Genomic DNA, 26,642 nt, shown 5'->3' with positions numbered 1-26,642 from the left:
GTCATATCAGCAAGAATCGATTAAACATTGATTCTAAAAACATTTAGATGGGTCGTTAGCTCAGTTGGTAGAGCAGTTGACTTTTAATCAATTGGTCGCAGGTTCGAATCCTGCACGACCCACCATCTAAATCAGTAAACAATTTAAGCAGCAAAGATGGGGCGTTAGCTCAGTTGGTAGAATTGTTAACTGTTAATAAGATGGTTGCAGGTTCAACCCGTAGGGTGAGACCGAAGGTCGAAGAATTCTGTACGTTCTCGATATTATATTAGTACAGAAAATCAAAAAATTAGATGGGTCGTTAGCTCAGTTGGTAGAGCAGTTGACTTTTAATCAATTGGTCGCAGGTTCGAATCCTGCACGACCCACCATCTAAAAGCAGTAAACAATTTAAGCATTTCAGATGGGTCGTTAGTTCAGTTGGTAGAATTGTTAACTGTTAATAAGATGGTTGCAGGTTCAACCCGTAGGGTGAGACCGAAGGTCGAAGAATTCTGTACGTTCTCGATATTATATTAGTACAGAAAATCAAAAAATTAGATGGGTCGTTAGCTCAGTTGGTAGAGCAGTTGACTTTTAATCAATTGGTCGCAGGTTCGAATCCTGCACGACCCACCATCTCAAGTAAACTCCCCAATCCTAAACAACTCTGTCATTTGCATATTGTACGTTGAGTGTAGGTGAGAAGCTGCGTTCAGGTTCGAGCCGAGCGAAGCGAGACAGCATTGCGCTTGTCGCAACGACCCGAAGGGCGAGGGCAAAGTCCGAGTAATCCTGCACGACCCACCATCTCAAGTACCCCAAAAACCAGCATTCCCTCGCCAGCCTAATACCATTTATTCCAGATTTTCAGGAATTAATCCATTATCCTTTAAGATCCCGATAACAATTTCTTGCACTTTTAAACCTACCGCTCGGTTATCTTGATAACCAAACAGTTCAATGGCTTCAGTCATCGCTTCCATAAAATGGCCCATCAAGCAATGTAGAGATAATGCAGCTTTTTGCGCAGTGCTACAGTCAAAAATCATTTCAGTTGCTTGAATAACACGCACAGGCATCCATTGCTGGTAATGTTTACCGTTATACCAAACATCATGCTGTGTATTTCCATGAGCAACAGTTTGTTCAAGTAAACTGAGAAAAAAGCGTTTCATGTCAGTGCTTCTTGACCAAGCACTCCATAGCTCATTACGCGTTAATGCAATTGCTACTTGGTGTGCTTCAAACCAAAAATCCGTAACCAGTTCATTAAACTGATGTTCACTTAACGGTGCAGGTTTTAATACGCGAGGATTAGGCGACGGTAGTGCATCCGTGATCCCGGTTTTATCTAACAGCACCATGAAACCACGTGAGTAAGTACTATCTAACCCTTGTTGCTGCATTTTGAGTAATCGAGAAGGTTCTGCAAATGTAAAATCTACTTTGCGCCCCTCTTCATAAATTACTAAGCAGGTGGGATCTTCTGGCTCATTTTCACCACCATTTTCTAAATGTAATGCGATTAATGGATTGGCAATAAGGCTAACCCATTGTTTATCATTGAAAAGTGCAGTCACACCATGACCAATGAGTTCAATATCGATGTCTGAATAGCCATCGATGTCTAATTCTCTCCCTCTAGATCCAGTCAGTATGACGGCTTCGATTCTAGGTTCGAGTAGTGAAATAGAAATTATTTTATTTAATAGCGTTGCAGGTGATTCCATAACTAACCTATTGGAGTTAACAGAAGCCACTAAGATACCGACAAATGAGGATAAAAGCGAAAAACAAATCGTGAAAAAGGGCACTATGATAAAATCATTCGCTTATAGGTGAAAAGGTTGGAGACATCTTAGCCAAATAAGCGTATCTTGTTTAGTATATAAAACAAAAGTATGTAGAATTAGGGGTTTTATGAATATTTATAAGCATAAAATAACTTTCTACTAAACAGAGGCAAGAAATGAGCGAGTTTATCGATTTTGACCATGCTGTTTATCCTTTTCCTCCTAAGCCAGCACTGTTAAATACCGATCAGAAAGCATTTTATCGTGAGCGCATTAAGCAATTATTGGTCGAAAAAAATGCGGTGATCATAGCCCATTACTATACCGATCCTGAAATACAAGCATTAGCTGAAGAAACTGGCGGCTGTGTTGCCGACTCCCTTGAGATGGCGCGTTTTGGCGCTCGACATGATGCATCAACCCTTGTTGTTGCTGGCGTACGATTTATGGGGGAAACAGCCAAAATCCTAAGCCCAGAAAAAAATGTCTTGATGCCAACACTCGACGCACAATGCTCGCTGGATATTGGCTGCCCAGACGAAGAATTTGCCCGCTTCTGTGATGCTCACCCAGACAGAACTGTGGTGGTGTATGCGAACACGTCAGCCGCGGTAAAGGCCCGTGCAGATTGGGTCGTGACATCCAGTATTGCGGTGGAGTTGATTGAACACTTAGATAGCCTCGGCGAAAAGATTATTTGGGCGCCGGATAAGCACTTAGGGCGCTATGTTCAACAACAAACTGGCGCGGATATTCTTTGTTGGCAAGGGGCTTGTATCGTTCACGATGAATTTAAGACCCAATCATTAGAGAAAATGAAAGCCATGTATCCTGAAGCGGCGGTATTGGTTCATCCTGAATCGCCTCAGGCGGTTGTAGATTTAGCGGATGCTGTCGGTTCAACTAGCCAACTGATTAAAGCTGCACAAACGTTACCTAACCCATCCATGATAGTAGCGACCGATAAGGGTATTTTTTATAAAATGCAGCAAGCGTGTCCAGATAAGTCACTGTATATTGCTCCAACGGCAGGTGAGGGGCCACATGTAGAACTTGTGCCCATTGTCCTTGGATGGCAATGAATGGCTTACAGGCGATTACAGCGGCTTTAGAAGGCAATGGTATCGAGCACCAAATTCATGTAGACGCACAGCTGCGTGAAAAAGCCCTATTACCATTGGATAAAATGTTAAAGTTTGCAGAAAGTCTAAAATAACAACCAAAAATGAGCGGTTTAATTTCAAATAAGTTAACCGTGTGATATTGATGAGCAATGCTATTTTAACGATGAATGATAAATAGGATTTGAAAATGGAGTTTTTTAGCACCGCAAATACGTTAGTGCAGATCCCTGTATGGGGAACTATTTATGACCTTTCGTATATTGAAGCTGTTGGCACAATAGCGGGTTTATTGTGTATTCTATTGGCAAGCTTTGAAAAAACTATCAACTACTTATTTGGTCTCATTAATGTGACCTTATTCGCAGTGATTTTTTTCCAAATTCAGTTATACGCTAATTTGCTTTTACAGGTATTTTTCTTCGGCGCCAATATTTATGGTTGGTATGCATGGAGTCGCGTATCAAATGCTCAAGAAGCAGAGCTGAAAATCCGTTGGCTAAGTCTTCCTAAGGCGTTAACAACGCTGGTTATTTCGGTTTTAGCTATTATTTTCCTTACCTTTAATATTGATGCGGCATTTGGGCGCCTTGCAACTTGGGCGGTTGAATTATTAAACCTATTTGGCGCTAACTTAACCTTACCAACGCTAGATCCAGATGCTTTCCCATTCTGGGATTCCACAATGACTGTGTTATCTGTGGTAGCGATGATTTTAATGACTCGTAAGTATGTAGAAAACTGGCTACTCTGGGTAGTGATTAACGTTATTAGTATTGTGATTTTCTTTATCCAAGGCGTTTATGCAATGTCACTGGAATATTTAATTCTGCTTGGTATTGCATTGAATGGTTCTCGGTTGTGGATCAAATCCGCGAAAGAAAATGGCTCAACGGCGTTATCTCGTGACTAAGCTTCTTGTTAAGTTAGTTACTCAATAGGAAAAAATGCAAAAAACGGTTAAAGTAACATCATCGTTATTTAGCCGTTTCTTTATATTTTTACTCTGTATTATCCCTCAACTGTTTAGCTATTGTGCTAGATATCACTGTTTCACCTCATTTTATAATCAGAAGCGGAATAATGAGTGATTATCTCGCCATTTTGGCTGTTTACAGATGGCTAGGGAACAGTTAGATTGAAAATTCGATACCTGTCGCATTTTAAGTTAATTGTTAGCTATTGAGACTCAAAAAGGTATGTAACTCAACTTTAGGAAAAATAATAAACATTGGATATGCCAGTATGAACTATCAGAACGATGACGTCAGAGTAAAACAAATAAAAGAATTATTACCCCCTATTGCACTGCTTGAAAAATTTCCAGCAACCGATAAAGCGGCGTTTACCGTTCATGAAGCTCGTCATGCTATTCACAATATCCTAGTAGGGAAAGATGACCGTCTAGTCGTTGTCATTGGTCCATGTTCTATTCACGATACAAAAGCGGCTTTGGAATACGCTGAGCGCTTGAAAAAACTTCGTGAAGAGTTAAAAGATTCTTTAGAAATTGTGATGCGTGTTTATTTTGAAAAACCGCGTACTACAGTTGGTTGGAAAGGATTAATTAACGATCCTCATATGGATCATAGTTTTGATATTAACGAAGGGTTACGTATCGCGCGCGAGCTGCTGCTAACGATCAATGACCAGGGCTTACCAACGGCGGGTGAATTCCTCGATGTGATCAGCCCACAATATGTGGCGGATTTAATGAGCTGGGGCGCCATTGGTGCGCGCACCACTGAATCACAAATCCACCGTGAATTAGCTTCCGGCTTATCTTGCCCTGTAGGGTTTAAAAACGGAACTGATGGCACAATTAAAATTGCGATTGATGCTATTAATTCAGCGCGCTCGGCGCACAGTTTCTTATCGGTCACTAAATGGGGTCATTCAGCGATTGTGAATACAAGCGGAAACCCTGACTGCCATATTATTTTACGTGGTGGCAAAACGCCAAATTACAGCGCTGAACATGTTAAAGACGTGCGTGAAGGGTTAACGAATGCAGGGCTTATCCCAAGCATTATGATCGACTTTAGTCATGCGAACAGCAGCAAGAAATTTGAAAAACAGATGGAAGTTGCAACGGATGTTAGCGCCCAGCTTAGCAATGGCGATCGCTCAATTACGGGTGTGATGATCGAAAGCCACCTAGTTGAAGGTAACCAGAATTTAGAATCTGGCGAGCCTTTGGTTTACGGTAAGAGTGTCACTGATGCGTGTATTGGTTGGGATGATACGGAAAAAGTTTTACGTCAATTATCCGATGCGGTGATTGCTCGTCGTAATAAATAGATTAATAAAAATTGCTATAAAATGAAGCCAGTTCTGTAATAGAACTGGCTTCATTTTTATAAACGTATCTAATTGAAATTTTAATGAAATAAACAATATTGCAATGATATTTTATATTATTTATTTTTATTTGAATTAATCCCATATAAAAACTAAATTTGTTTTTCCACTTTAATTTAATTAATGTATTTTTGGTTTTTTCATATACTTATTTAATTAAATGGAGCTTATTTATGACTGGTGAATTATTTAATAAAGATGATTATATTAATCATCTTATAGATTTGGATAATTTTGTTTCTTTTACGGAGGAGGCTATTTTAGGGGCGGAATATTCAGTTGAAAAATATAAAATGGCACGTTCGGAGTTTAATTCAAAGTTTAATGAGATTTTTGATATAACATCAGATTCATATAACCGAAATATTACATATGAAGAACATGCAATCGCTAAAGAACATTTAGCTTATCTTGATTCTCATTTCAATAAAATGGTTGAGTGTATCGAGATTTATAAAAAGATAGCTATTGAAGTAAGAAGCTATTTGAACAACCCAGCTAATAGAAAAGAAGATGCTTTTTCGATTTTAGAAAAATTTGGAGAAATAAAAGCTAATATTCCTGCTATTCCCGTAATGAGTAATGAGCTCCGTGAGAAAATAGCTCAGTTTGATCCACGTCTTAATGATATTTTGCTAAAGTTAAACAGTGAGGCTATAAACTATCGTGGTAATTTTTTATATTTAAATCAAGTGGCTAACAATTTGAATGCAACGATATATAATTATGATAAATATGGGGAGTATAAAGGAAGTAGTTATCTTAATCATCAGGAGATATTTAGTAAAAATATAGTTGAATCTAAAAATAGAGTTGATTTATTGAAACAAAGTATAGATGTAGGGAAACTTAGTGGATATGAATTAGAACAGGCACAAAAAGAAATTTATAATCGAGAAGAAAACATTGAAAAAATAACCGATTTTTCTAATAGAATTAGTGAAATAATTTCAAGTGTCGAAGCGGAGGAGAAAAATAAAAATAATGATAGAATGTTAGATTTTATTAATATTTCTAATTATGAAAATTTTGATAATTTATCTATTACAATTGCCGGGTTTAAGGTTTTTGAATCTACAATCATTCAAAAAATAGCTGACAATTATAATATAGGGAATATGCCTCCAGCAATAACTGTAAATTAAAATAGTCCTCTGCCAGTACATTTATTGGCAGAGGTTTTTATTTGTAATTTAAAATCTATCAATAAGATTTTTAATCTTGGTATTATCCTCAGGTGTTACATTCATAGGATTTGCAGAAAGCTTTATTTCATCGCCATCAACTTTCGCGATAAAAAACAGTTTTCCTTTCTCTGTCTTTATATATTTCACATCTTTGAGTGGGATACGGTAACAATAAGCAAAGATATTCGGGCGAATATAAAAATGTGCATCTTTGATCGCCAAGTAGGTAGTGCTACTCGCTTTTTTACCAAAGAAACCTAAGAAAATTGCCAGTACAAATAAAAACATACCTAGGCTTTGGCTTAATACAATCAGTACGATACCTAAAATCGCAATCGGGAATACCATCATTGTATTGCTGCGTTTATTCATCGGGATACTGACGTCGAAAGGCACATTAATGGTGGTATCAAATGGCGTGAGTTGGTGGTAACGCCAGCGGATGGCAGAAAAGACCATACCCATCGCAAACACAATGGTAATTGGCATTAATGCGACGCTGCTGACCACGGCCAGAACAATAGCGAATGTAGGCTTATAATTGAGAACCATCATGCTGACGATTTGCAGAGGGAAGCTGACACACGCAATGATCATCAATGTTTTCATCAGATCAGGGTTTGCGCTGCCAGCAGGGCCTTCAAGAGTCATTTCCCCTGTTTGTAACATATACAGTAGCGCACCTAAAATACTGGCGCTGAGGATCAACCCCACCCAGACATAAAGATTAAACTTATTCATTATCTTGTTTTATAAACCTTTCAGTGAATTTTCCCTATGATAGTCGGTTCTCGGTGTTTTCGACACTCTGAGGTGATGGATTTTATAATCAAACTCGAAAAATAAAGAAAAATGCCAATAAAAAAGGGCTAAGCCATTGGCTTAACCCTCAATAGGCATAAAGAAAAGTTAGTAATTACTTCGCTTTACCTTGGTTTGCAACCGCCGCTTGTTTTGCTGCGATTTCATCTTGGTTACCCAGATAGTAGCGCTTGATTGGTTTCATGTTCTCATCGAACTCATAAACCAGTGGCACTGCTGTTGGGATGTTCAGGTTCAGAATTTCTTCTTCACCCATGTTGTCCAAGTATTTAACCAGAGCACGCAGTGAGTTACCGTGAGCGGCAATGATCACTTTCTCACCTTTTTCAACACGTGGCTTAATCACTTCTTCCCAGTAAGGAACAACGCGATCGATAGTGGTTGCTAAGCTTTCAGTCACTGGTAATTCAGATGGTTTTAAGTTTGCGTAACGTGGGTCGTGACCAGGGAAACGCTCATCATCTTTAGTCAGGTCTGGTGGGGTAATTGCAAAACCGCGACGCCACAGTTTCACTTGTTCATCACCGTATTTTGCCGCGGTTTCTGATTTGTCTAAGCCTTGCAGTGCACCGTAATGACGCTCGTTTAATTTCCAGCTTTTTTCAACTGGCAGCCATTGCTGTTCAACTTGATCCAGAATGTTCCATAAGGTGTGGATGGCACGTTTCAGAACGGAGGTATAAGCGAAATCAAAAACAAAACCTTCTTTTTTCAGAAGTTGACCTGCATTTTTGGCTTCTTCACGACCTTTCTCTGACAGTTCTACATCAGTCCAACCGGTGAAGCGGTTTTCTTTGTTCCACTCACTCTCACCGTGTCTTACTAAAACCAGTTTAGTTACAGCCATAGCTAAAACTCCTATCAGTACATTCAAATTAGAAATGAATTATTGCTGACCTACATTATAGGGATAGTCGTCCCGAACGCTAGTGACAACATGACGTTTTCTCAGTTTCAAGTCAAAAAAAGCAATAATATCTTGGGATTAGTGGTTTTAATTTAACTTAAGATTAGACGAAACGATTTAGTCTATTAGGTGTTTTAGCACCGTGTCACTGGCTCAGTAAATCAGAAGGTATGCCATAGATTTAACCCTAAGTGAATCGATACAGCAAGTGAAAAATTCAATAATAATATGTGCTGGATTAATTTATTGGGAAATTTGATAAGGGGTAATAAATGATGCTGGTAAGTAAATACTTACCAGCAGGATAGCAAGGTTATAATTCTGAGACAATTTCAATATCGTAGCGGTATTTATCCCCATCAGGGACAAACTTCAGGCGATGGGTAATGCACGATGGCGCATCTTCTTGGTGATGTGAAACAAACAATAGCTGAGTATTTCCTCGGCTAAGCATGATATCGATAAAACGTAATACCAGCAGGCGATTTAGCCCATCAAGCCCTTGAAGAGGTTCATCCAAAATAAGCATGGTAGGGTGTTTAACCAAAGCGCGAGCAATCAGAATTAATCGCTGTTGACCCCACGATAAGCTATGAAATGGTTGTTGAGCCGTTTGTGGTGCAAATCCAAGCAGTGCTAGCCATTCATAAGCTAACTGAACTTGGCGGTCTGAAGGTGTTTGATACAGACCGATGGAGTCATGGAAACCGGAAATAATTACGTTAAGTACACTGGTTGCCACACGATACTCTTGATGAATACTGTTACTGACATAGCCAATATGGCGCTTAATATCCCAAATCGTTTCTCCGCTGCCGCGACGGCGTCCAAACAAGGTTAAATCATTACTATAACCTTGAGGATGGTCACCAGTGATCAGGCTTAACAATGTGGATTTACCCGCACCATTTTCACCAATGATCTGCCAATGTTCTCCGGGATTAACTTGCCAATTCAGCTCATGTAAAATGGGTTTATCGTTGTAGCTAACGACACCATTGTTTAAAACAATACGTGGTGTCTCTGTATCTAGAGCCTCTTCAATCGTGGGATCTTCTTGTTCAGGAATAGTGAGTTGCTTGATTTTTTCACTGTGTTGTAGCTGGTGGATTAGGGTGTTAGCAAGCACTGACTCTCTATCTCCACTTAGAGTGAGTTTACAGTCAGCGACAACACCAATGTGCTCAACAAAATCGGGAATCTCATCAAATCGATTGAGAACTAATACCAAAGTGAGACCTTTATCATGCAGACTAAATAGCAGTTCGCTAAGATTGCTTCGTGAATAGATATCTAAGCCATCAAAAGGTTCATCGAGGATCAGTAAGTCTGGAGAGCTCATCAAAGTTTGGCACAGTAAGACTTTGCGAGTTTCCCCGGTAGACAGATATTTAAAGCGGCGTGATAGCAAATCGCTGATACCAAATTTAGCCGCAAGTTCTAAGCACAATTCATTATCTTTATGATGAAGTTGAATAATTTCCGCGGCAGTAAAGCCCGTATCGTCTTCATTTTCACTGAGTAAGTCGGTGTTATTACGTTGCCACTCTTCTGCGATGATTTTTTGTAGCTGCTCAAAAGAGAGGCGGATAGGGGACTTGAAGCCGCTTTGGGTGATTCCGGTAAGGGATTTCAACTCCCCAGAGAGTACGCGTGCTAGCGATGATTTTCCGCTACCATTGGCACCAATAAAAGCCCAGCTTTCACCCGAATGAATTTCGAGATGAGGAATATCGAGCGTTTGGGTCTCGCTCAGCTTAAAGCACCCATTTTGTATTGTTATCGAGCTCATTTAGCTTCCTTATCATTGACCTGCCTGCTACCACAAATAATCAGGTTTACAGGTAAAGTCAATAAGTCGACATGAGGGGGAAGCTAAAAAATAGCGAATTAGGAGCAATATTAGGGGCGTTAACCCCTAAAAATCTAACAAAGTGTAGCGATAATCACTTGGTCGGCATTAAATAGCGCTGTAATCGGGTCGTTAATCGCCAGTTTTAACGCATCAACTTCTTGATTTGATAAGGTAGAGCAGAGTGTTTCTCCACCCGTTAAAGCGACAAGGATCTCGCTGTTTTCAGGGCCTCTTTCGAGGGTTGAAACGGTGCCTGCCAGTTGATTATCAAAATGGGTTTCGCTTGGTTGTTTGGTCAATTTGACCCACGGCGCTTTAATCAGAGCGAGGACTTCTTTCCCTTCAACTAAGCCAAGGCGGTTAGCGCTGGACTCGGTTAGTGCGGCATTAATGACAGTTTTCTTGTCGGCCAATTTCACTTGAACATGCTGTAAAACATGGTTGTGATCTCGAGCAATCAGAGTACCAAAAAATTGGTTTCGGGCACTGGTTTGCAATGAAAAGCGAGAGATTGCAGCGAGTAAACTATCAAGGGGAAGGCTATCATCTTTGAGCACATCAAAGGCTTTTTGTTGAATTTGCCCCAGTAAATCATAGAGCTGGATTAATCTTTCTCCATACTGGGTGAGAGTGGTTCCGCCGCCACCTTTGCCTCCGGTTGATCTATCCAGCAGAATATCATCGGTCAGTTGGTTCATTTCATTGATGGCATCCCATGCACTTTTATAGCTGATCCCTGCAAGTTTAGCGCCTTGGCTAATCGATCCTGTTGCTTTTATCTGCTTTAATAGCGCAATTCGGCGAGGGTCGGCAAATAAACTTCCCTGTAGCTTCAATGTAAGTAAGATTTCGGCCTGCATTGTTTAAAATCTCCCTGCTAGGATTGTGGCGGCAAAGGCAAAAAGCACATTTAGTATGTTGCTAGTATAATAATTTGTCTAAAATAGTATGCAATATAATGCTATTGTGCGTTATTATTTTTGTTATATTGATTTTTCCCTCGTCAGCGTATCAGAATGCTGGTGAGCACAGTATCACTGAAGAGGCTTAGATGTTAGAACTTATCAAAAGTTTGGGTTTTGCCCTATTAATGGTTCCGGTTGTAATGGTATTGATCATGGGTCTGATCTATGGCTTAGGTTCATTCTTTAACCTATTGTCTAAAGCGCATGTTCCGCATCACCATAATACTGAAAATAAGTAATACATAGCGAGCTTAGCTCGAATTAATCCTAGCCCCTTGATTGTGCATGCAGTCAAGGGGCTTTTCGTTTTAGTAGAGCGCTTTAAAATAAATGATGTTGGTCATCGTAATAGTTTGAAAACAACTCTCTGCGGTTTTGAATATTAAACTCTTGTTGTTCTTCTACGGATTTTTCTGGGAAATTTTTGTGGAATGTTTTGAGGATATCTATTGGATCTTGTTGTGTGTTCTCAGTTAATTTTTTGATTGCTTCAAGAACAAATAGCCCACAACCATTTGGCACGTATTGTTGAATATTCCCTTCAATAAAGGTCATATTATCACCAGCCCCAACAACTTGAGCGGCATCCATGAGTTGTTCACGAATTTCGGGCGCGAGTCCAGTGAATGAATTGAATACCACACTATCGGTTTTCTGTGTCAATTGATCTCGATAAAGTGCAAGCAAAATCCAATGCTCGTGGACATTGATGGGGAATAATTCAAGTTGATTCAATCCCTGCGAATTTTTCTCTTTTTGTTCAATATTTTCCTTCAAAAAATCTAACCCACTTAGAGTAAGAGGCATTGCGCTATTGATGGTTATATTAGATGGTAAGGCGTTGAGGGCTTTATTCTCGGAATCAATTTCATCGCTGGTGACCATTCTATTTGTATCCCAAAGTGTTGATTCTGTTCTATCATCTTTGAATAACAGGGTGCTTAATCCAATCTTATCCATGAGGTTTTTTATGGATGAACCAATAATATAGAGGAGCTTAGACGGTTTTTTTAACTTTGAATCGTCAAAGTGGTTTGCGAGTTTTTTGTCGGTATATAGTTGGTATAACGTTTCACTGGTTTTCTGTATTTCCTTATCAATTCCTTTCTTTGCTGGCTGTTTACCACTGAATAAATCGAATAGGATATTTTCGGCTTTTTTTCCTGAAGAGCCTTGGCGTAGGGCGATATTGTGTAGTAACTCAATACTGTTTAAATCGCCATTTCCTGCCTGTTTTCCCAAAACATCCAACGTTTCTGGATTGATCTCTTCATCAAATAATCGATTAAATTGTTCGGTCGTTAATCCGCTTATGTAATTATTTTGGGTTGGAGCGCGTACTACCTGTGTGGGAATCATACCTTTTCCTTTTTTCATGACGCATGGCAAAAAAATTGAATTAAACATTCAAATGTAAATGATTTGTGCCGATAAAATTACAAAGGAAATATATTTAAGGCTATATAAAAGCGATGATGCTAAGACCCAAAAATCCTGCGGTGTAATTAGCATGATAAGTATCCCATTGAGAAAAAGTGGATGAGTTCTTGAGCTAGCACACTTTTATGTATTGTTTGACTTTAAGTTATCGCTGTATCTTGATATATATAGCGAGTTAAATAATACAATGGTGGATTAACATGAAAAAAGGTTTGATATCTCTGGTTGCGGGTGCCACGTTAACACTGACTATGGCAGGTAATAGCTTCGCGGCTGAAAAAATTACCGTATTTGCGGCGGCATCACTGACTAATGCACTGAATGAAATTTCAGAGCAATATAAGAAAGAAACGAATGTTGAGGTAGTCGCTTCATATGCTTCTTCTTCAACGCTGGCTCGCCAGATTGAGCAAGGCGCACCCGCAAACATGTTTATCTCTGCTGACCAGCAGTGGATGGATTTTGCGATTGATAAAAATCTGATGGTTAAAGACACCCGCTATACTTTATTAGGTAACGAGCTAGTGTTGATTGCACCAAAAGATTCAAAAATCGATAAAGTGGAAATTAACAAACAGACAGATTGGAAAAAACTGTTAGATGGCGGCCGCTTAGCAGTCGGCGACCCTGATCACGTTCCTGTTGGGATTTATGCAAAAGAAGCATTGACCTATTTAGGAGCTTGGGAAACGGTTGACCCATTATTAGCGCGTACTAACAACGTACGTAGCGGAATGGCACTCGTTGAGCGCCAAGAAGCACCATTAGGTATTGTGTACGGCTCTGATGCTGTTGCAAGCCAAAAAGTAAAAGTAGTGGGTATTTTCCCTGCAGACACTCATAAACCTGTTGAATATCCAATGGGAATTGTGAAAGATCAGGATAATAAAGCGACCCGTGATTACTATGAATACCTGAAAACCCCAGCGGCTTCAGAAATATTCAAGCGTTACGGCTTCACTCCAAATCAAAAATAATTAAGAGATCATATCGTTGCAGATGTTAAGTCCATATGAATGGGAAGCGATTTACCTCAGTTTAAAAGTTTCCAGCGTGGCGGTGCTATTTAGCTTACCGTTTGGTATTTTGATGGCTTGGGTATTAGTCCGCTGCCATTTTCCTGGCAAAACATTGCTCGACAGTATTATCCACTTACCACTGGTGCTACCGCCAGTGGTAGTGGGATATTTGCTACTCGTCAGTATGGGGAAGCGAGGATTTATTGGCGAATGGCTGTATGACTGGTTTGGTTTCAGTTTTACATTCAGTTGGCGCGGCGCGGCATTGGCATCGGCGGTGGTCGCATTTCCATTAATGGTGAGAGCGATACGCTTAGCGCTAGAAGCTGTAGATAAAAAGCTGGAACAAGCCGCACGAACCCTTGGCGCGAGCCCATTAAGAGTTTTTTTCACGATCACCATTCCATTATCGTTGCCGGGAATTATTGTCGGTACGGTTTTAGCTTTTGCACGTTCTCTTGGCGAATTTGGGGCAACTATTACGTTTGTGTCTAATATTCCAGGGGAAACTCAGACAATCCCACTCGCTATGTATACATTGATAGAAACGCCGGGAGCAGAAACTGATGCGGCGCGTCTGTGCATTATTGCGATTGTCTTAGCATTAATTTCGTTATTAATTTCAGAATGGCTCACCCGTTGGGGCAAGAAGCGTCTGGGGGTAGCCTAGTATGTTAGAACTAAATTTCGCGCAAAAATTGGGTGATTTACAAATGGAAGTGAATACCCAGCTACCCACAGAAAGTATCACCGCAGTTTTTGGATTATCAGGTGCGGGAAAAACATCACTAATCAACGTGATAGGCGGGTTAACTAAACCAAATAAAGGGCGTATCGTTCTCAATGGACGCACGCTGGTGGATATCGAAAAAGGGATCTGCTTGCCCCCTGAAAAGCGTCATATTGGCTATGTTTTCCAAGATGCTCGGTTATTTCCCCACTACCGCGTAAAAAGCAATTTACGCTACGGTATGGCGCCGCAAATGAAAGAGCGATTCGACGATATCGTTGAATTATTGGGGATTGAAAAATTACTAAATCGCTTCCCAATGACTCTCTCTGGTGGGGAAAAACAGCGGGTGGCGATTGGGCGTGCATTATTAACAGCGCCTGAAATTCTGTTGATGGACGAGCCATTAGCCTCCCTTGATCTCCCACGTAAGCGTGAATTATTGCCTTACTTAGAAAAGCTCTCCCAAGACGTTAAAATCCCGATTTTGTATGTCAGTCATAGCCTCGATGAAATTCTGCGTTTGGCAGATAAAGTTATCGTCATGGCGCAAGGTAAAGTGAAGGCGTTTGGCCCCCTAGAAGAGGTATGGGCAAGTAGCGCATTACGCCCTTGGTTACAGCAAGAAACCTTGAGTAGCGTGTTGAGTGTGGAGGTGCATAGCCAGCACCCTGATTATCAAATGACGGCGGTGATGGTGGGTAATCAAAAATTGTGGATCCCTCGCGTAGATGTAGATAAAAACAGTGCGTTGCGATTACGTATTGATGCATCTGATGTCTCTTTAGTGCTTGAAAAACCTTCAGTGAGCAGTATCCGTAATATTCTTTCTGCGGAAGTAGTGGAATGGATAGAGGATGGCGAGCAAGTGGATGTGAAGTTAGATTTGGGGGATGAGCACTATTTATGGGCAAGGATCACGCGCTGGGCTAGGGATGAACTTTCGATTCGTAAAGGACGGAAGGTGTTTGCGCAGGTTAAGTCGGCATCTCTTTCTAAAACGTTCTAAAGGCTCGTCGTTCTTCACACCACAGCGTTGTTGACTTCATTAACTCACCCTAGTCACATACTTGTGTATGCTCCTAGGGATGAGTGAATTTGTCGCCTAGCTGCAATGCGAATAACTTAGAGCCTTGCTCCGAGTCGTTCTTCACACCGCAGCGTTGTTGATTTCATTAGCTAGTAAACGTATCTATGATTTAGACTTGCAGCTTGTTGGTAAGCTCTATAGATAAAAAATAAAAAACCTCGCTTGGCGTTGCGAGGTTTTTATGCAGAATCACTTGCCAGCGATTCTGTGTGATGCTTCAAATTTAAACAGGCCAAGTATAACGAAACTGAGAATCAATTGCAAATTCCTGCCTACTAAGTATACTCCACATACTCCGAATTAGATTGATAAATTTGTGATATCACCATAGAGAAAGTTATTTACTGTTTCCTTTAAATTTAACTATTTCAGTTGGTTAGGTTATAGATTATGAATTTGTATAACTATAACTAGTCCCTCAGGTTTGGCGACCTGAAAGCCTTAATTCTATGTGTGATGCTTCAAATTTAAACAGGATGAATTCTGTAGGGGCTAGTTGTATAGGTAAGCAGATTAGTCGCACATCTTTGATGTCGAAAGATATCTAAGGTGGTTGAACATGTTGAAATTAATTACATTAATTCTCGATCTAATGCGTTCAATTCTAGAATTGGTCGGATACTTCCTTTAGGAAGGGAGAAAAACCGCGTAAGCGGTTTTTCTTTTTATGCGGATATAGACATCTTTAAGTTAGCCAGAATGATGTTTTACAAAACATATTTACGGATCACTTCGGCGATACCGGGTTCGGTATTAACGCGAGTCACTAACTTGGCTTGCTGCTTGATTTCATCAACTGCATTTCCCATAGCAACTCCTAAACCTGCTGTGGTTAGCATACTTAAATCATTGAAATTATCGCCGAAAGCAACCACATCATTCATGCTCATGCCTTGGGCTTCGACCCATTCTTTCAGGCGCTGACCTTTGCTATTACCTTTGCGACCCACATCCACCTGATCTTCCCATGACCATTCGCAATCTAAGTCCAATTCTGACTCAATTTCACGAACAACATCGTGCAGGCGTTGGTGATCTGGCGAGGTAACTGCAAATTTCCAAATATATTCATACTGATTGAGCGCATGAGCGAAATCTTCGATAAATTCGAAAGTTGGACGCTGGTGTTGAGGTAAAGATTGCGCCCAATTTAATGTACGCGTCACACCTTCAGTTTTCGTGTGATACAGCATCGCGTTATCGACATACATTAAGTGTTGAATATCGGAGCCACGCAGTTTATCAATCAGTAAGGCGGCAGAATCGACCGTCATTGGGTTCGACTCTAAGACTTTTTTACCTAAATAGTCATACAGATAGGTACCGTTACAGCAAATTGCGGGGGTATCTAAGTCAAGCGTCTGATAAAACGGATGAATGGCCACATGGTGGCGACCTGTCACAATGATGACTTTGACCCCTTGTCGACGGGCTTCATTCAGAGCTTCTAAAGATTCGGGCAGAATTTTTTTCTGGTGATCAAGTAGCGTTCCATCGAGATCAAGGGCAATAACACGGTATGACATAAACGACTCCATATGATTTTTTCGGATTCATTTTAGGGCTTTATGATAACTGAAGTTGATTAGTGTTTATACACTAAACTGTGCGGCGCAGGTTTTTAGTGGTTATTGGGTTTTTAACCGTAATTTGGTTTTTTAGTGGCAATTTGATTTTTTTTCGGTATAGTCAGTCAATCATTTCATTCGATGATTTTACTATCAATCAAGGAGTCAGGATGGATCAGGTTGTTTATGTTGCCAGCCCAGAAACCCAACAAATTCACGTTTGGGCGATGAATCAAGTGGGTGAACTTTCACTACTGCAAACCGTGAGTACACCGGGGCAAGTGCAGCCAATGGTGGTGAGCCACGATAAAAAGCATCTGTATATCGGGGTCGGACCTCACCTGAGTGTTGTGACCTATGATATTGAACCTCAAGGTACATTACGTTTTAAAGCACAAACCTGCGTACCAGGAAAACCTGTGCATTTATCGCTGGATAATAGCGGTAAATTCCTGTTTGTCCCTTCATACCACCAGCACAATTTAGCCGTATTACCGATTGGTAGTGACGGCGTTGCTGGGGCCCCAATTCAGGTCATCGAAGGATTACGCCATCCGCATTCATCCCATATGGACGCTGATAATCAGCAGCTGTGGGTACCATGTTTAGGCGAAGATCATATTCGTTTATTTGATTTGGCAAACAATGGTTATCTTACCGAAGCCACCGCCGATCAAATCACGACAGCGCCAAAAGCGGGACCTCGTCATTTAGCGCTACACCCTCGAGAAAAAGTGATTTACTGCTTGAATGAACTGGATTCCACGATCAACGTTTATCATAAATTTACGCGTTACCGTGAAATGCAGAATGTAGCATTGTATCCAGAGGGGAATCAGAGCCAGCGTTGGGCGGCGGATATTCATATCACGCCAAATGGTCGTTATTTATATGCGAGTGAACGTTCAGAGAGTTACTTAGCTCACTATCAAGTTTCTGAGAATGGTTGCGAGTTAAGTTTAGTTGGACGCTACCCAACACAAGCGCAGCCTCGTGGTTTTAACATTGACCCATCAGGGCGTTTCTTGGTGTCAAGCGGACAAAAATCCGATCATATTTCCGTGTCAGAGATTGACTCTATCACTGGAAAATTAACTGAATTAGCGCGTTATAAAGCCTCTACAGGCTGTATGTGGGTGACATTCCGTTAATGGTTGATAAGCCTGCCGCTGTGTGAATAACCCAGCGACAGGTTTCATTACGCGGTAAGCACTTTTTCCATTGCTTGAGTTATTTTGCTTAGCTGCTCTGGGGTAATAATATACGGCGGCATCACATAAATAAGCTTACCAAATGGGCGTACCCATACCCCTTCAGCCACAAAAATTTTCTGCAATTCGGCCGTATTGACCGGCTGCTTCATCTCAATCACACCAATAGTGCCTAGCACCCGAACATTTTGAACACAGGAATAACGGGCAAGGGGAAGTAACTCCGTTTTCAGTTGCTGCTCAATGTTGGCAACAGTCTCTTGCCATGGGCTTTCTAGCAATAATTTCAAACTGGCATTGGCAACGGCACAGGCTAATGGATTTCCCATAAAGGTCGGTCCGTGCATAAAGCAGCCTGCTTCTCCATTACTTATTGTCTCAGCCACATGACGGGTTGCGATAGTGGCAGAGAGCGTCATATACCCTCCCGTCAAACCTTTTCCTAGGCACATGATATCAGGTGAAATTTCCGCATGCTGGCAAGCGAATAACTTTCCGGTACGACCAAACCCTGTGGCGATTTCATCCGCAATGAGCAGTAATCCGTAACGGTCACAAAGCTCACGAACGCCTTTGAGGTAATTAGGATGATAAAAACGCATTCCTCCCGCACCTTGAACGATAGGTTCGAGGATGATCGCGGCAATGTCCTGATGATTTTCGGCAAGTTGATGCTTGAGTGGCTGAAGATCATTTTCATTCCACTCGTCATGGAAACCACACTGAGGTGCATCGACAAAAATATGGGGCGGTAAATAACCTTTGTATAAACCGTGCATCGAGTTGTCAGGATCACACACCGCCATCGCACCAAAAGTATCGCCATGGTAACCATGACGTAATGTGAGGATTCGCTGGCGTTTTTCACCGCGAGCTTGCCAGTATTGCAGCGCCATTTTTAAGGAAACTTCTACGGCGACTGAGCCAGAATCCGCAAGAAAAACACACTCGAGTGGCTCTGGGGTGATGGCAACCAGGTGTTTGCATAATGCAATGGCGGGTGGATGGGTAATGCCCCCGAACATCACGTGAGACATTTTCGCTAGTTGGTCGGTGACCGCTTGATTGAGCACTGGGTGATTATAGCCATGGATGGTTGCCCACCACGATGACATCCCGTCAATCAGTCTTCTACCATCTTCCATAATCAGCTCCGCACCTTCTGCGGCAACGATTGGATAGGCAGGAATAGGGTGGCTCATTGAGGTGTAAGGATGCCAAATGTGCTTGGCATCAAAAGCAATATCACAACTGTCCATTATTATCTTTCGTCAACTTTTTTTAGATCATTTAGTTGACATGATAATCGCAATATTTAAACTGGCAACAACTTTTTCAACTGGAGAGTTCCCGTGAGCCAACTAAAACAATGTTCAGTAAAAAACTGGACAATAAAACAAGCTAACGAACTGTTTTCAATGCCGTTTTTCGAATTACTATTTCAAGCACAGCAAGTACATCGCCAACATTTTGACCCGCAACAAGTGCAAGTGAGCACGTTGCTGTCTATCAAAACAGGGGCATGTCCTGAAGATTGTAAGTATTGCGCTCAGAGTGCGCGGTATAAAACAGGCTTAGAAACTGAGCGCTTGATGGAAGTCCAGCAAGTGGTTGAATCGGCGAAAAAAGCCAAAAATGCCGGTTCTACGCGTTTTTGTATGGGGGCTGCATGGCGTAACCCGAAAGAGCGTGATATGCCTTACCTTGAAATGATGGTCAAGGAAGTGAAAGCGTTAGGCATGGAAACGTGCATGACGCTGGGGATGATTGATGATTCGCAAGCGGGTCGCTTAGCGGACGCGGGCTTGGATTACTATAACCATAACCTTGATACCTCACCGGAATATTACGGCAATATTATCACCACGCGAACTTACCAAGATCGTTTAGATACGCTAGATAACGTGCGTAATGCGGGAATTAAAGTTTGCTCGGGTGGGATTTTGGGCTTAGGTGAAAAAGTCAGTGACCGTGCGGCATTACTCGTGCAGCTGGCTAACTTACCAAAACCACCAGAGAGCGTGCCTATCAATATGTTGATGAAGGTTGAAGGTACTCCAATGGCTGATAATGAAGATGTCGATCCATTTGATTTTATTCGTACCATTGCAGTGGCGCGGATCATGATGCCAAGCTCCTATGTGCGTTTATCCGCAGGTCGCGAACATATGAACGAGCAAACGCAGGCGCTGTGTTTTATGGCAGGTGCGAACTCTGTTTTCTATGGCTGCAAACTGTTAACTACGCCAAACCCTGATGAAAACAAAGATATTGCGCTGTTTAAAAAGCTGAATATCAACCCTGAACGTATCGAAATGGAAGACGGGGAAGATCTACAAGCAGCGAAACTGGCAGAAACACTGTTAACCGCTGACAATCCGCAATTCTATAATGCGGCAGTCTGATGGCCTGGTCATCGTTTATCGATAGCCAATTGCAGAAGCGTAAAGACGCTTCTGCATGGCGTGAGCGCAGATGTATTGAAAAAAGCTCTGGTCGGGAACTCCATTTTCAAGGCAGAAGCTACCTGAATTTTTCGTCGAATGATTATTTAGGGCTGAGCCAACACCCTGAAATTATCCGTGCTTGGCAGCAAGGTGCGCAAGAGTATGGAGTAGGAAGTGGCGGCTCTGGACATATCACGGGGTTCACTCACGCTCATCACCAAGCGGAGCAGAAGCTGGCGGATTGGCTAGGCTATCCACGTGCCATTTTGTTTATTTCTGGCTTTGCCGCTAACCATGCCTTGATCACCGCGTTAATGACGGCGGAAGACCGTATTCTGGCTGATAAACTCAGCCATGCTTCTTTGTTAGAAGGGGCGATGCATTCCCAAGCCCAGTTACGACGCTTTAGCCACAATAGCGTTGATTCCTTAGAAAAATTAATCAGCAAGCCCCATACAGCGAAAACGTTAGTAGTGACGGAAGGGGTGTTCAGCATGGATGGGGACAGTGCACCACTTGATGAACTGCAAACACTGGCTCACGCTCACAATGCATGGTTGATGGTGGATGATGCTCATGGACTTGGGATCTGGGGCAAGCAAGGGCGTGGTAGTTGTGATGAATATGGTATTAAGCCCGATATTCTCGTGGCCACTTTTGGTAAAGCCGTTGGCGTTAGCGGGGCAGCGGTGTTGTGTGATGAACGCTCTGCGGACTTTTTAATTCAAGCGGCTCGTCACCTTATTTACAGCACCTCAATGCCTCCAGCTCAAGCTGTTGCTATCTCGGCGGCGGTAGGAGAAATTCAACAAGCGGATGAACAGCGGGCTCAATTACAGCGCAATATTCACTATTTTAAGCGCCAGCTTAATTTACCGGATATGCATCTGGTGGATTCAAATACAGCTATCCAACCGTTAATTGTCGGGGATAACGAAAAGAGTTTGCAGTTATCACAATTTTTGCGCGAGAAAGGCATTTGGGTTCAAGCAATTAGACCGCCAACGGTTCCTCCGGGGAGTGCTAGATTACGCATGACACTAAGTGCTGCTCACCAGCAAGACGATATCGACAAATTATTGGAGGCACTCAATGAATTTGTCTTTGTATCATGATGAGACGAGTTTATCGCGAAATACGCAAGAAAAAGCCAAGATAGCGTCGGCATTTGGGCGTGCAGCCTCTCGCTATGATTCTCTGGCTAGCTATCAACAAAATAGCGGTAAGCAGCTGCTTAGCTTATTAGAAAGCCACGGGGTAATAGAGACGCCTATGTTTTCTCAACAGGTATTAGATGCAGGTTGTGGAACAGGGTTTTTTAGCCAAATTATCAAACAGACGGGAGCGCATGTGACGGCGCTTGACCTCTCTGCGGGCATGCTAGATGTCGCGCGAAACAAGCAATCGGCGCACTGTTATGTGTGTGGGGATATGGATACGCTTCCTTTTGAGGATGCCAGTTTTGATTGGGTATTTTCGAATTTGGCCATTCAGTGGTGCGATGATTTATCTCATGCTCTGGGTGAGTTATACCGCGTGACAAAGCCAGGAGGAATTATCGGTTTTACCACCTTAGCGGAGCACTCCCTTGGCGAGCTTTCGGCGGCTTGGAAAGCGTTGGATGATTCCCCTCATGTAAACCGTTTTTTACCCTACTCAAACATTGTTAAGAGCTGTCAGGGCTGGCGTAGCCAACTTTATCAACAAGCGGACACTCTCTATTTTTCGAACCTCATTGAATTACTTAATTCAGTGAAGGGAATCGGTGCAACTCACTTAACTGCGGGTCGCCAAGCGGGGCTGATGACTCGTCAGCGTTTGCAGCAACTCAGCTCAGTATATCCAAGTACTGAGAAAGGGCTGCCATTAACCTATCAAACTGTATTTGGAATTATTTATCGTGACTAAAACGTATTTTGTAACCGGAACGGATACCGAAATTGGCAAAACCATGTCGAGCTGTGCATTGTTACAAGCAGCTAATCTGCAAGGGCTAAAAACCGTAGGATATAAGCCAGTAGCTTCTGGTAGCGAAATGACCGCACAAGGTTTGCGTAATAGCGATGCACTACAGCTTCAAGCGAATAGCCGCGTCGTAGTACCTTATGAGCAAATTAATCCCATCATTTTTGAAGCGCCGACGTCACCTCACATTGTCAGTGAAAAAACTGGGCAGTCCATTGAGTTTTCCGTGATGACTCAAGGACTAAAACAGCTACAAGCACAGGCGGAATGGGTGTTAGTGGAAGGAGCTGGCGGTTGGTATACCCCATTATCTGCCGAACAAACCTACGCAGATTGGGTGGTTGAACAGCGGTTACCCGTGATTTTAGTGGTAGGTGTGAAGCTTGGGTGTATTAACCATGCGGTATTAACTGCGCAAGCCGTGAAAGCCTCAGGGTTATCGTTAGTTGGTTGGATTGCGAATGAAGTGGAACCCGCGGGCACTTATCAACAAGAATATCTCACTGCACTGAAACGGATGATCGATGCGCCATGCTTAGGGATCATCCCGCATATCAAAAGCCAATCTACCGATTCTTTAGGGCAATATTTAAACCTTTCCTATCTTTAAGATCCCTTAAAAATCTTAGTAAACCCGCTATACAATTAGGTATGGTGGGAGTACGCCTTTTACTTGTTTTCGCCGATCTTTTTTAACGTTAATGATCCTTTTTTTGTCAAGTTTCATAGGAAAAATACTAAGTAGTTTCCGTAAAAAAACAGAATATTTTTCTTTTGTCACGAATGGAGAGTAAAAACACTTTCATCATTTCGCCATATTTCTGTCATTTTATCGCCAAACCGTAAAATGAGCATGCTACGGGAGTGCATGAGGCGGAAGGGCTTCCAGAGTTATCCACTATTTCTGTGGATAACCTTGTGAATTAACATTCAAAAACCATTCTAATGCTAGGTGACAAGCGGCTTTGCCTTTATTTGATGTGATTCTGGGCTTTTATGTAATTTTGTTTAAATACAATTAGTTAAATAAAAGCAAGCGTTCTATTTAGATTTGCGTTAAAGCCTAAAAGTCGAAAAGCATAAAATATCTCCTTTCAAAAAGGTCAAGTTTTATTTTGGGGATAACATTTTCGTAAACAGATTTCAACCTCATAAAAAGGAAATTTATCACCAGCACTTGAAGCTGGTTTTTTATCCAGTATCATAGGCGAGAGATTATTAAAGAGGCATAACTATGAGCAAGGATTTTAAACTGTATTCTGATTTTCAGCCGGGAGGCGATCAGCCTGAGGCGATTCGTAAATTAAGAGAAGGATTAGAAGATGGTCTTGCTCATCAAACCTTGCTAGGGGTTACTGGATCAGGGAAAACGTTTACAATTGCGAACGTTATCGCGCAAGAAAATCGACCAACGATGTTGATGGCGCATAACAAAACCTTGGCGGCACAACTCTACAGCGAAATGAAAGCCTTCTTTCCTGAGAACGCAGTGGAGTATTTCGTTTCTTACTATGATTATTATCAGCCTGAGGCGTATGTCCCCAGCTCAGATACCTTTATTGAGAAAGATGCCTCGGTAAACGAACATATTGAGCAGATGCGTTTGTCTGCAACCAAAGCTTTACTTGAGCGCCGTGATGTCATTGTTGTGGCATCGGTCTCTGCAATTTATGGGTTGGGTGATCCTGACAGTTATTTGAAAATGATGCTGCACTTGACTGATGGCATGATCATTGATCAGCGCTCTATTTTGCGCCGCCTTGCAGATTTGCAGTATACCCGTAATGACCAAGCATTCACGCGAGGAACATTCCGCGTTCGTGGCGAAGTAATCGATATTTTCCCAGCAGAATCCGATGAGTATGCATTAAGAGTTGAACTCTTTGATGATGAAGTGGAGCGATTATCGTTGTTTGACCCGTTAACTGGGGCTATTCAACATAGAGTACCACGCTTTACCGTTTACCCTAAAACTCACTATGTGACGCCAAGAGAACGGATCCTTGAGGCGATGGAAAATATCAAAGTCGAGTTAGCGGATAGGCGCAAAGTGCTGCTAGAGAATCATAAGCTCCTGGAAGAGCAGCGGATCACTCAGCGCACCCAATTTGACTTGGAAATGATGAATGAGCTGGGATACTGCTCAGGTATTGAAAACTATTCACGTTATCTCTCAGGGCGTGCACCGGGCGAGCCACCGCCAACATTATTTGATTATTTACCTGCTGATGGTTTGCTGGTTGTGGATGAGTCTCACGTCACTATCCCACAAATTGGGGCGATGTATAAAGGTGACCGTTCTCGTAAAGAGACTCTTGTAGAGTATGGTTTCCGACTGCCTTCTGCCCTCGATAACCGCCCAATGCGTTTTGAAGAATTTGAAGCTTTAGCGCCTCAAACTATCTATGTGTCAGCGACACCGGGTAATTATGAGCTGGATAAGTCGGGGCAGGAAGTGATTGAGCAGGTAGTTAGGCCGACAGGGCTGCTTGATCCGCTGATTGAAGTACGTCCGGTGGCAACGCAGGTGGATGACTTACTTTCTGAAATTCGTATTCGCGTTCAGAAACAGGAGCGCGTGCTGGTCACCACACTAACCAAACGCATGGCGGAAGACCTCACCGAATATTTAGAAGAGCATGGGGAGCGAGTTCGCTATCTACACTCAGATATCGACACAGTGGAACGTGTTGAAATTATCCGTGATTTACGTCTTGGTGAGTTTGATGTACTGGTTGGGATCAACTTATTGCGAGAAGGTTTGGATATGCCAGAAGTTTCGTTGGTGGCTATCCTTGATGCTGATAAAGAAGGTTTCTTACGTTCAGAACGTTCACTGATCCAAACCATCGGTCGTGCAGCGCGTAACTTGAACGGTAAAGCCATTTTGTATGGGGATAGAATCACTAACTCCATGGAAAAAGCGATTGCTGAGACAGAGCGACGCCGTGCCAAACAGATGGCGTTTAACGAAGCCCATGGTATCACGCCTAAAGGCTTGAACAAGAAAGTGGGGGACATCCTCCAGATTGGTCACAAAGTGGGTGGTAAAGGGAAAGGGCGCGGTAAAGAGAGCATCAAAGATGAATCTCTGCTTAATGTTCAGTCCATGTCAACGAAAGAGCTGGAGCAGCGTATTTCTCAACTGGAAGCGCAGATGTATAAACATGCTCAAGATCTGGAATTTGAAGCTGCTGCGCGGGTTCGCGATGAGTTACAAACACTACGAAACCAATTTATCGCCAATTCGTAATTTTTAAAAATCGCTAAAAAATACGCTAATTTATTAAGTGCCTCTTAGCGCTGCAATATGCGGGTTAAGGGGCTTTTTTATGAATGGAATAAGTTAGTAAAGTTATTTATAACAATAAGTTAGCCTGTCAAGTAATTTGCGGTAATTAGGACTAACTTTTTCTCACACTTGCAAAAATATTGGTTAGTATCTCGTCACCTTATGAACCAAGACGAGGCCGAGATGGCGACCCAATCAATTGTAGCTCCTCATGATTCAACCTTTAAAGGCTTTATGAGCAAAGTGGATAATGCGCGGGATTTTTTTGAAGTCCATCTTCCTAATCGCATTAAGCACCTCTGCAATTTTGATACCTTGAAGTTGGCCAGTGCTTCATTTGTGGATAAAACATTGCGCTCTCGTTTCTCGGACATGCTCTATTCCGTTCAAACACTCAGGGGGAAGGGGTATTTTTATTTCTTGGTTGAGCATCAATCTTCCCCCGATAAGCTGATGGGCTGGCGGCTGATGCATTACGCATTTTGCGCAATGAATCAGCATTTGCAGCAAGGGCACCAAACTTTGCCGCTGGTGGTTCCCATCCTGTTTTATCATGGTAATCAATCTCCTTATCCTTACTCCCAGTCATGGACGGATTGCTTTGAGTGGTCTGATTTAGCGCATGATTTGTACTGTAATCCACTGCCATTAGTGGATGTCACGGTGGCAAGCGACGATGAACTTGTGAATCACCGAAAAGTCGCCGCGATGGAGCTAGTTCTCAAACATGCTTCTTTGAAAGATGACCTGATGGTTCTATCAAAGCGCTTAGCGCAGGTAATCAAGGAGAACGAAAACCACCGTGATGACGTTATTTTAATCATCAACTATCTGTTTAGTGTGATGGATACGCCGACATACAAGAAGATAGTCAAAACATTAATAGA

The 26,642-nt window shown here is 42.1% G+C and carries 22 protein-coding genes, 3 tRNA genes, 1 other RNA gene and 1 pseudogene; 19 read left to right on the top strand and 8 right to left on the bottom strand.

The genetic code is table 11. The annotated features are described in order from the left end of the window. The first annotated feature begins 49 nt into the window (after window positions 1–49). The 4 genes from GKR61_RS15775 (at window position 50) to GKR61_RS15760 (ending at window position 789) form a co-directional block, all read left to right on the top strand. Window positions 50–125: transfer RNA gene (locus GKR61_RS15775), tRNA-Lys, on the top strand. A 170-nt stretch (window positions 126–295) separates the two neighbouring features. Then, window positions 296–371: transfer RNA gene (locus GKR61_RS15770), tRNA-Lys, on the top strand. A gap of 171 nt (window positions 372–542) precedes the next feature. Then, window positions 543–618: transfer RNA gene (locus GKR61_RS15765), tRNA-Lys, on the top strand. 42 nt (window positions 619–660) lie between these two features. Continuing rightward, a non-coding RNA gene (locus tag GKR61_RS15760) (RtT sRNA) lies at window positions 661–789 on the top strand. Window positions 790–836: 47 nt separating this feature from the next. On the opposite strand, the gene GKR61_RS15755 is transcribed toward GKR61_RS15760, so the two are convergent. Beyond that, window positions 837–1,712: an aminoglycoside 6-adenylyltransferase gene (locus GKR61_RS15755; RefSeq protein ID WP_154633856.1), complete on the bottom strand. Its 876-nt coding sequence runs from the start codon at window positions 1,710–1,712 to the stop codon at window positions 837–839. Window positions 1,713–1,951: 239 nt separating this feature from the next. Here GKR61_RS15755 and nadA point away from each other — a divergent pair. From nadA to GKR61_RS15735, 4 genes and pseudogenes are all read left to right on the top strand, one after another. Further along, window positions 1,952–2,991: pseudogene (nadA, locus tag GKR61_RS15750) on the top strand (quinolinate synthase NadA). Between the two features lie 95 nt (window positions 2,992–3,086). Next, the gene (pnuC, locus tag GKR61_RS15745) at window positions 3,087–3,809 is read left to right on the top strand and encodes a nicotinamide riboside transporter PnuC (RefSeq protein ID WP_036950573.1); all 723 of its coding nucleotides are present in this window, start codon (window positions 3,087–3,089) and stop codon (window positions 3,807–3,809) included. 332 nt (window positions 3,810–4,141) lie between these two features. Beyond that, window positions 4,142–5,197: a 3-deoxy-7-phosphoheptulonate synthase AroG gene (gene aroG / locus GKR61_RS15740; protein WP_036950570.1), complete on the top strand. Its 1,056-nt coding sequence runs from the start codon at window positions 4,142–4,144 to the stop codon at window positions 5,195–5,197. A gap of 233 nt (window positions 5,198–5,430) precedes the next feature. Then, on the top strand, window positions 5,431–6,402 hold the full coding sequence (locus tag GKR61_RS15735) for a hypothetical protein (RefSeq protein WP_154600188.1): 972 nt from the start codon (window positions 5,431–5,433) through the stop codon (window positions 6,400–6,402). Window positions 6,403–6,450: 48 nt separating this feature from the next. Here GKR61_RS15735 and GKR61_RS15730 read toward each other — a convergent pair whose 3' ends face one another. The 4 genes from GKR61_RS15730 to modE all read right to left on the bottom strand — a co-directional run bounded on the left by GKR61_RS15730 (window position 6,451) and on the right by modE (window position 10,888). After that, entirely contained in the window at window positions 6,451–7,185 is a 735-nt protein-coding gene (locus tag GKR61_RS15730) for a hypothetical protein (RefSeq protein WP_154639895.1), read from the bottom strand. Between the two features lie 175 nt (window positions 7,186–7,360). After that, a complete protein-coding gene (gpmA, locus tag GKR61_RS15725) occupies window positions 7,361–8,113 on the bottom strand; it encodes a 2,3-diphosphoglycerate-dependent phosphoglycerate mutase (RefSeq protein WP_036950561.1) in 753 nt (250 codons plus the stop codon). A gap of 373 nt (window positions 8,114–8,486) precedes the next feature. After that, complete coding sequence (gene modF / locus GKR61_RS15720) at window positions 8,487–9,965, bottom strand: molybdate ABC transporter ATP-binding protein ModF (protein WP_036950558.1); 1,479 nt, start codon at window positions 9,963–9,965, stop codon at window positions 8,487–8,489. Window positions 9,966–10,099: 134 nt separating this feature from the next. Then, entirely contained in the window at window positions 10,100–10,888 is a 789-nt protein-coding gene (modE, locus tag GKR61_RS15715) for a molybdenum-dependent transcriptional regulator (RefSeq protein WP_036950555.1), read from the bottom strand. 191 nt (window positions 10,889–11,079) lie between these two features. Between modE and GKR61_RS15710 the strand changes: the two genes are divergently transcribed. Beyond that, window positions 11,080–11,232, top strand: coding sequence for an AcrZ family multidrug efflux pump-associated protein (locus tag GKR61_RS15710; RefSeq protein WP_036950553.1), 153 nt, complete (start codon window positions 11,080–11,082; stop codon window positions 11,230–11,232). 82 nt (window positions 11,233–11,314) lie between these two features. On the opposite strand, the gene GKR61_RS15705 is transcribed toward GKR61_RS15710, so the two are convergent. After that, window positions 11,315–12,370 carry an ElaD/SseL family deubiquitinase gene (locus GKR61_RS15705; RefSeq protein ID WP_195848398.1) on the bottom strand — a complete coding sequence of 352 codons (1,056 nt, stop codon included), beginning with the start codon at window positions 12,368–12,370 and terminating at the stop codon, window positions 11,315–11,317. 263 nt (window positions 12,371–12,633) lie between these two features. Here GKR61_RS15705 and modA point away from each other — a divergent pair, with 263 nt between their 5' ends. The 3 genes from modA to modC are packed head-to-tail and all read left to right on the top strand — an operon-like array spanning window position 12,634 to window position 15,191. Next, a complete protein-coding gene (gene modA / locus GKR61_RS15700; protein WP_036950547.1) occupies window positions 12,634–13,410 on the top strand; it encodes a molybdate ABC transporter substrate-binding protein in 777 nt (258 codons plus the stop codon). 22 nt (window positions 13,411–13,432) lie between these two features. Then, entirely contained in the window at window positions 13,433–14,122 is a 690-nt protein-coding gene (gene modB, locus GKR61_RS15695; RefSeq protein WP_036950542.1) for a molybdate ABC transporter permease subunit, read from the top strand. 1 nt (window position 14,123) lies between these two features. Beyond that, window positions 14,124–15,191 carry a molybdenum ABC transporter ATP-binding protein ModC gene (gene modC, locus GKR61_RS15690; RefSeq protein ID WP_036950539.1) on the top strand — a complete coding sequence of 356 codons (1,068 nt, stop codon included), beginning with the start codon at window positions 14,124–14,126 and terminating at the stop codon, window positions 15,189–15,191. Between the two features lie 788 nt (window positions 15,192–15,979). On the opposite strand, the gene GKR61_RS15685 is transcribed toward modC, so the two are convergent. Next, window positions 15,980–16,798, bottom strand: coding sequence for a pyridoxal phosphatase (locus GKR61_RS15685; protein WP_036949795.1), 819 nt, complete (start codon window positions 16,796–16,798; stop codon window positions 15,980–15,982). Window positions 16,799–17,010: 212 nt separating this feature from the next. Between GKR61_RS15685 and pgl the strand changes: the two genes are divergently transcribed. Then, a complete protein-coding gene (gene pgl, locus GKR61_RS15680) occupies window positions 17,011–17,991 on the top strand; it encodes a 6-phosphogluconolactonase (RefSeq protein ID WP_036949793.1) in 981 nt (326 codons plus the stop codon). A 47-nt stretch (window positions 17,992–18,038) separates the two neighbouring features. Here pgl and bioA read toward each other — a convergent pair whose 3' ends face one another. Next, window positions 18,039–19,310, bottom strand: coding sequence for an adenosylmethionine--8-amino-7-oxononanoate transaminase (bioA, locus tag GKR61_RS15675; RefSeq protein ID WP_154600191.1), 1,272 nt, complete (start codon window positions 19,308–19,310; stop codon window positions 18,039–18,041). Between the two features lie 159 nt (window positions 19,311–19,469). On the opposite strand from bioA, the gene bioB reads away from it, so the two are divergent. The 6 genes from bioB to GKR61_RS15645 form a co-directional block, all read left to right on the top strand. Next, window positions 19,470–20,456: a biotin synthase BioB gene (gene bioB, locus GKR61_RS15670; RefSeq protein WP_051422575.1), complete on the top strand. Its 987-nt coding sequence runs from the start codon at window positions 19,470–19,472 to the stop codon at window positions 20,454–20,456. Further along, on the top strand, window positions 20,456–21,613 hold the full coding sequence (gene bioF / locus GKR61_RS15665; RefSeq protein ID WP_154639894.1) for an 8-amino-7-oxononanoate synthase: 1,158 nt from the start codon (window positions 20,456–20,458) through the stop codon (window positions 21,611–21,613). Before bioB ends, bioF begins: the two co-directional genes overlap by 1 nt. Continuing rightward, window positions 21,591–22,406: a malonyl-ACP O-methyltransferase BioC gene (bioC, locus tag GKR61_RS15660; RefSeq protein WP_036949785.1), complete on the top strand. Its 816-nt coding sequence runs from the start codon at window positions 21,591–21,593 to the stop codon at window positions 22,404–22,406. The genes bioF and bioC overlap by 23 nt, the downstream gene beginning before the upstream one ends. Continuing rightward, window positions 22,399–23,073 carry a dethiobiotin synthase gene (gene bioD / locus GKR61_RS15655; RefSeq protein WP_036949783.1) on the top strand — a complete coding sequence of 225 codons (675 nt, stop codon included), beginning with the start codon at window positions 22,399–22,401 and terminating at the stop codon, window positions 23,071–23,073. The genes bioC and bioD overlap by 8 nt, the downstream gene beginning before the upstream one ends. Before the next feature lie 624 nt (window positions 23,074–23,697). Further along, window positions 23,698–25,716, top strand: coding sequence for an excinuclease ABC subunit UvrB (gene uvrB / locus GKR61_RS15650; RefSeq protein ID WP_036949781.1), 2,019 nt, complete (start codon window positions 23,698–23,700; stop codon window positions 25,714–25,716). A gap of 222 nt (window positions 25,717–25,938) precedes the next feature. After that, window positions 25,939–26,642: Rpn family recombination-promoting nuclease/putative transposase (locus tag GKR61_RS15645; protein WP_154599953.1), on the top strand; the 704-nt coding region annotated here is incomplete at its 3' end.

The sequence above is a fragment of the Providencia sp. wls1916 genome, from assembly GCF_009706585.1.
GTDB classification, from domain to species: Bacteria; Pseudomonadota; Gammaproteobacteria; order Enterobacterales; family Enterobacteriaceae; genus Providencia; species Providencia lanzhouensis.
The sequence above is the reverse complement of the archived record's forward strand: the minus strand, read 5'-3'. Positions and strand labels throughout refer to the sequence as shown.

Coding starts and splice junctions, on each gene's coding strand:
- GKR61_RS15755 (WP_154633856.1), bottom strand. CDS start 1,712: ATGGAATCACCTGCAACGCTATTAAATAAAATAATTTCTATTTCACTA.
- GKR61_RS15735 (WP_154600188.1), top strand. CDS start 5,431: ATGACTGGTGAATTATTTAATAAAGATGATTATATTAATCATCTTATA.
- modB (WP_036950542.1), top strand. CDS start 13,433: ATGTTAAGTCCATATGAATGGGAAGCGATTTACCTCAGTTTAAAAGTT.
- modC (WP_036950539.1), top strand. CDS start 14,124: ATGTTAGAACTAAATTTCGCGCAAAAATTGGGTGATTTACAAATGGAA.
- GKR61_RS15685 (WP_036949795.1), bottom strand. CDS start 16,798: ATGTCATACCGTGTTATTGCCCTTGATCTCGATGGAACGCTACTTGAT.
- modA (WP_036950547.1), top strand. CDS start 12,634: ATGAAAAAAGGTTTGATATCTCTGGTTGCGGGTGCCACGTTAACACTG.
- uvrB (WP_036949781.1), top strand. CDS start 23,698: ATGAGCAAGGATTTTAAACTGTATTCTGATTTTCAGCCGGGAGGCGAT.
- bioF (WP_154639894.1), top strand. CDS start 20,456: ATGGCCTGGTCATCGTTTATCGATAGCCAATTGCAGAAGCGTAAAGAC.
- bioB (WP_051422575.1), top strand. CDS start 19,470: ATGCCGTTTTTCGAATTACTATTTCAAGCACAGCAAGTACATCGCCAA.
- modE (WP_036950555.1), bottom strand. CDS start 10,888: ATGCAGGCCGAAATCTTACTTACATTGAAGCTACAGGGAAGTTTATTT.
- aroG (WP_036950570.1), top strand. CDS start 4,142: ATGAACTATCAGAACGATGACGTCAGAGTAAAACAAATAAAAGAATTA.
- GKR61_RS15705 (WP_195848398.1), bottom strand. CDS start 12,370: ATGAAAAAAGGAAAAGGTATGATTCCCACACAGGTAGTACGCGCTCCA.
- bioC (WP_036949785.1), top strand. CDS start 21,591: ATGAATTTGTCTTTGTATCATGATGAGACGAGTTTATCGCGAAATACG.
- GKR61_RS15730 (WP_154639895.1), bottom strand. CDS start 7,185: ATGAATAAGTTTAATCTTTATGTCTGGGTGGGGTTGATCCTCAGCGCC.
- gpmA (WP_036950561.1), bottom strand. CDS start 8,113: ATGGCTGTAACTAAACTGGTTTTAGTAAGACACGGTGAGAGTGAGTGG.
- modF (WP_036950558.1), bottom strand. CDS start 9,965: ATGAGCTCGATAACAATACAAAATGGGTGCTTTAAGCTGAGCGAGACC.
- pnuC (WP_036950573.1), top strand. CDS start 3,087: ATGGAGTTTTTTAGCACCGCAAATACGTTAGTGCAGATCCCTGTATGG.
- pgl (WP_036949793.1), top strand. CDS start 17,011: ATGGATCAGGTTGTTTATGTTGCCAGCCCAGAAACCCAACAAATTCAC.
- GKR61_RS15710 (WP_036950553.1), top strand. CDS start 11,080: ATGTTAGAACTTATCAAAAGTTTGGGTTTTGCCCTATTAATGGTTCCG.
- bioA (WP_154600191.1), bottom strand. CDS start 19,310: ATGGACAGTTGTGATATTGCTTTTGATGCCAAGCACATTTGGCATCCT.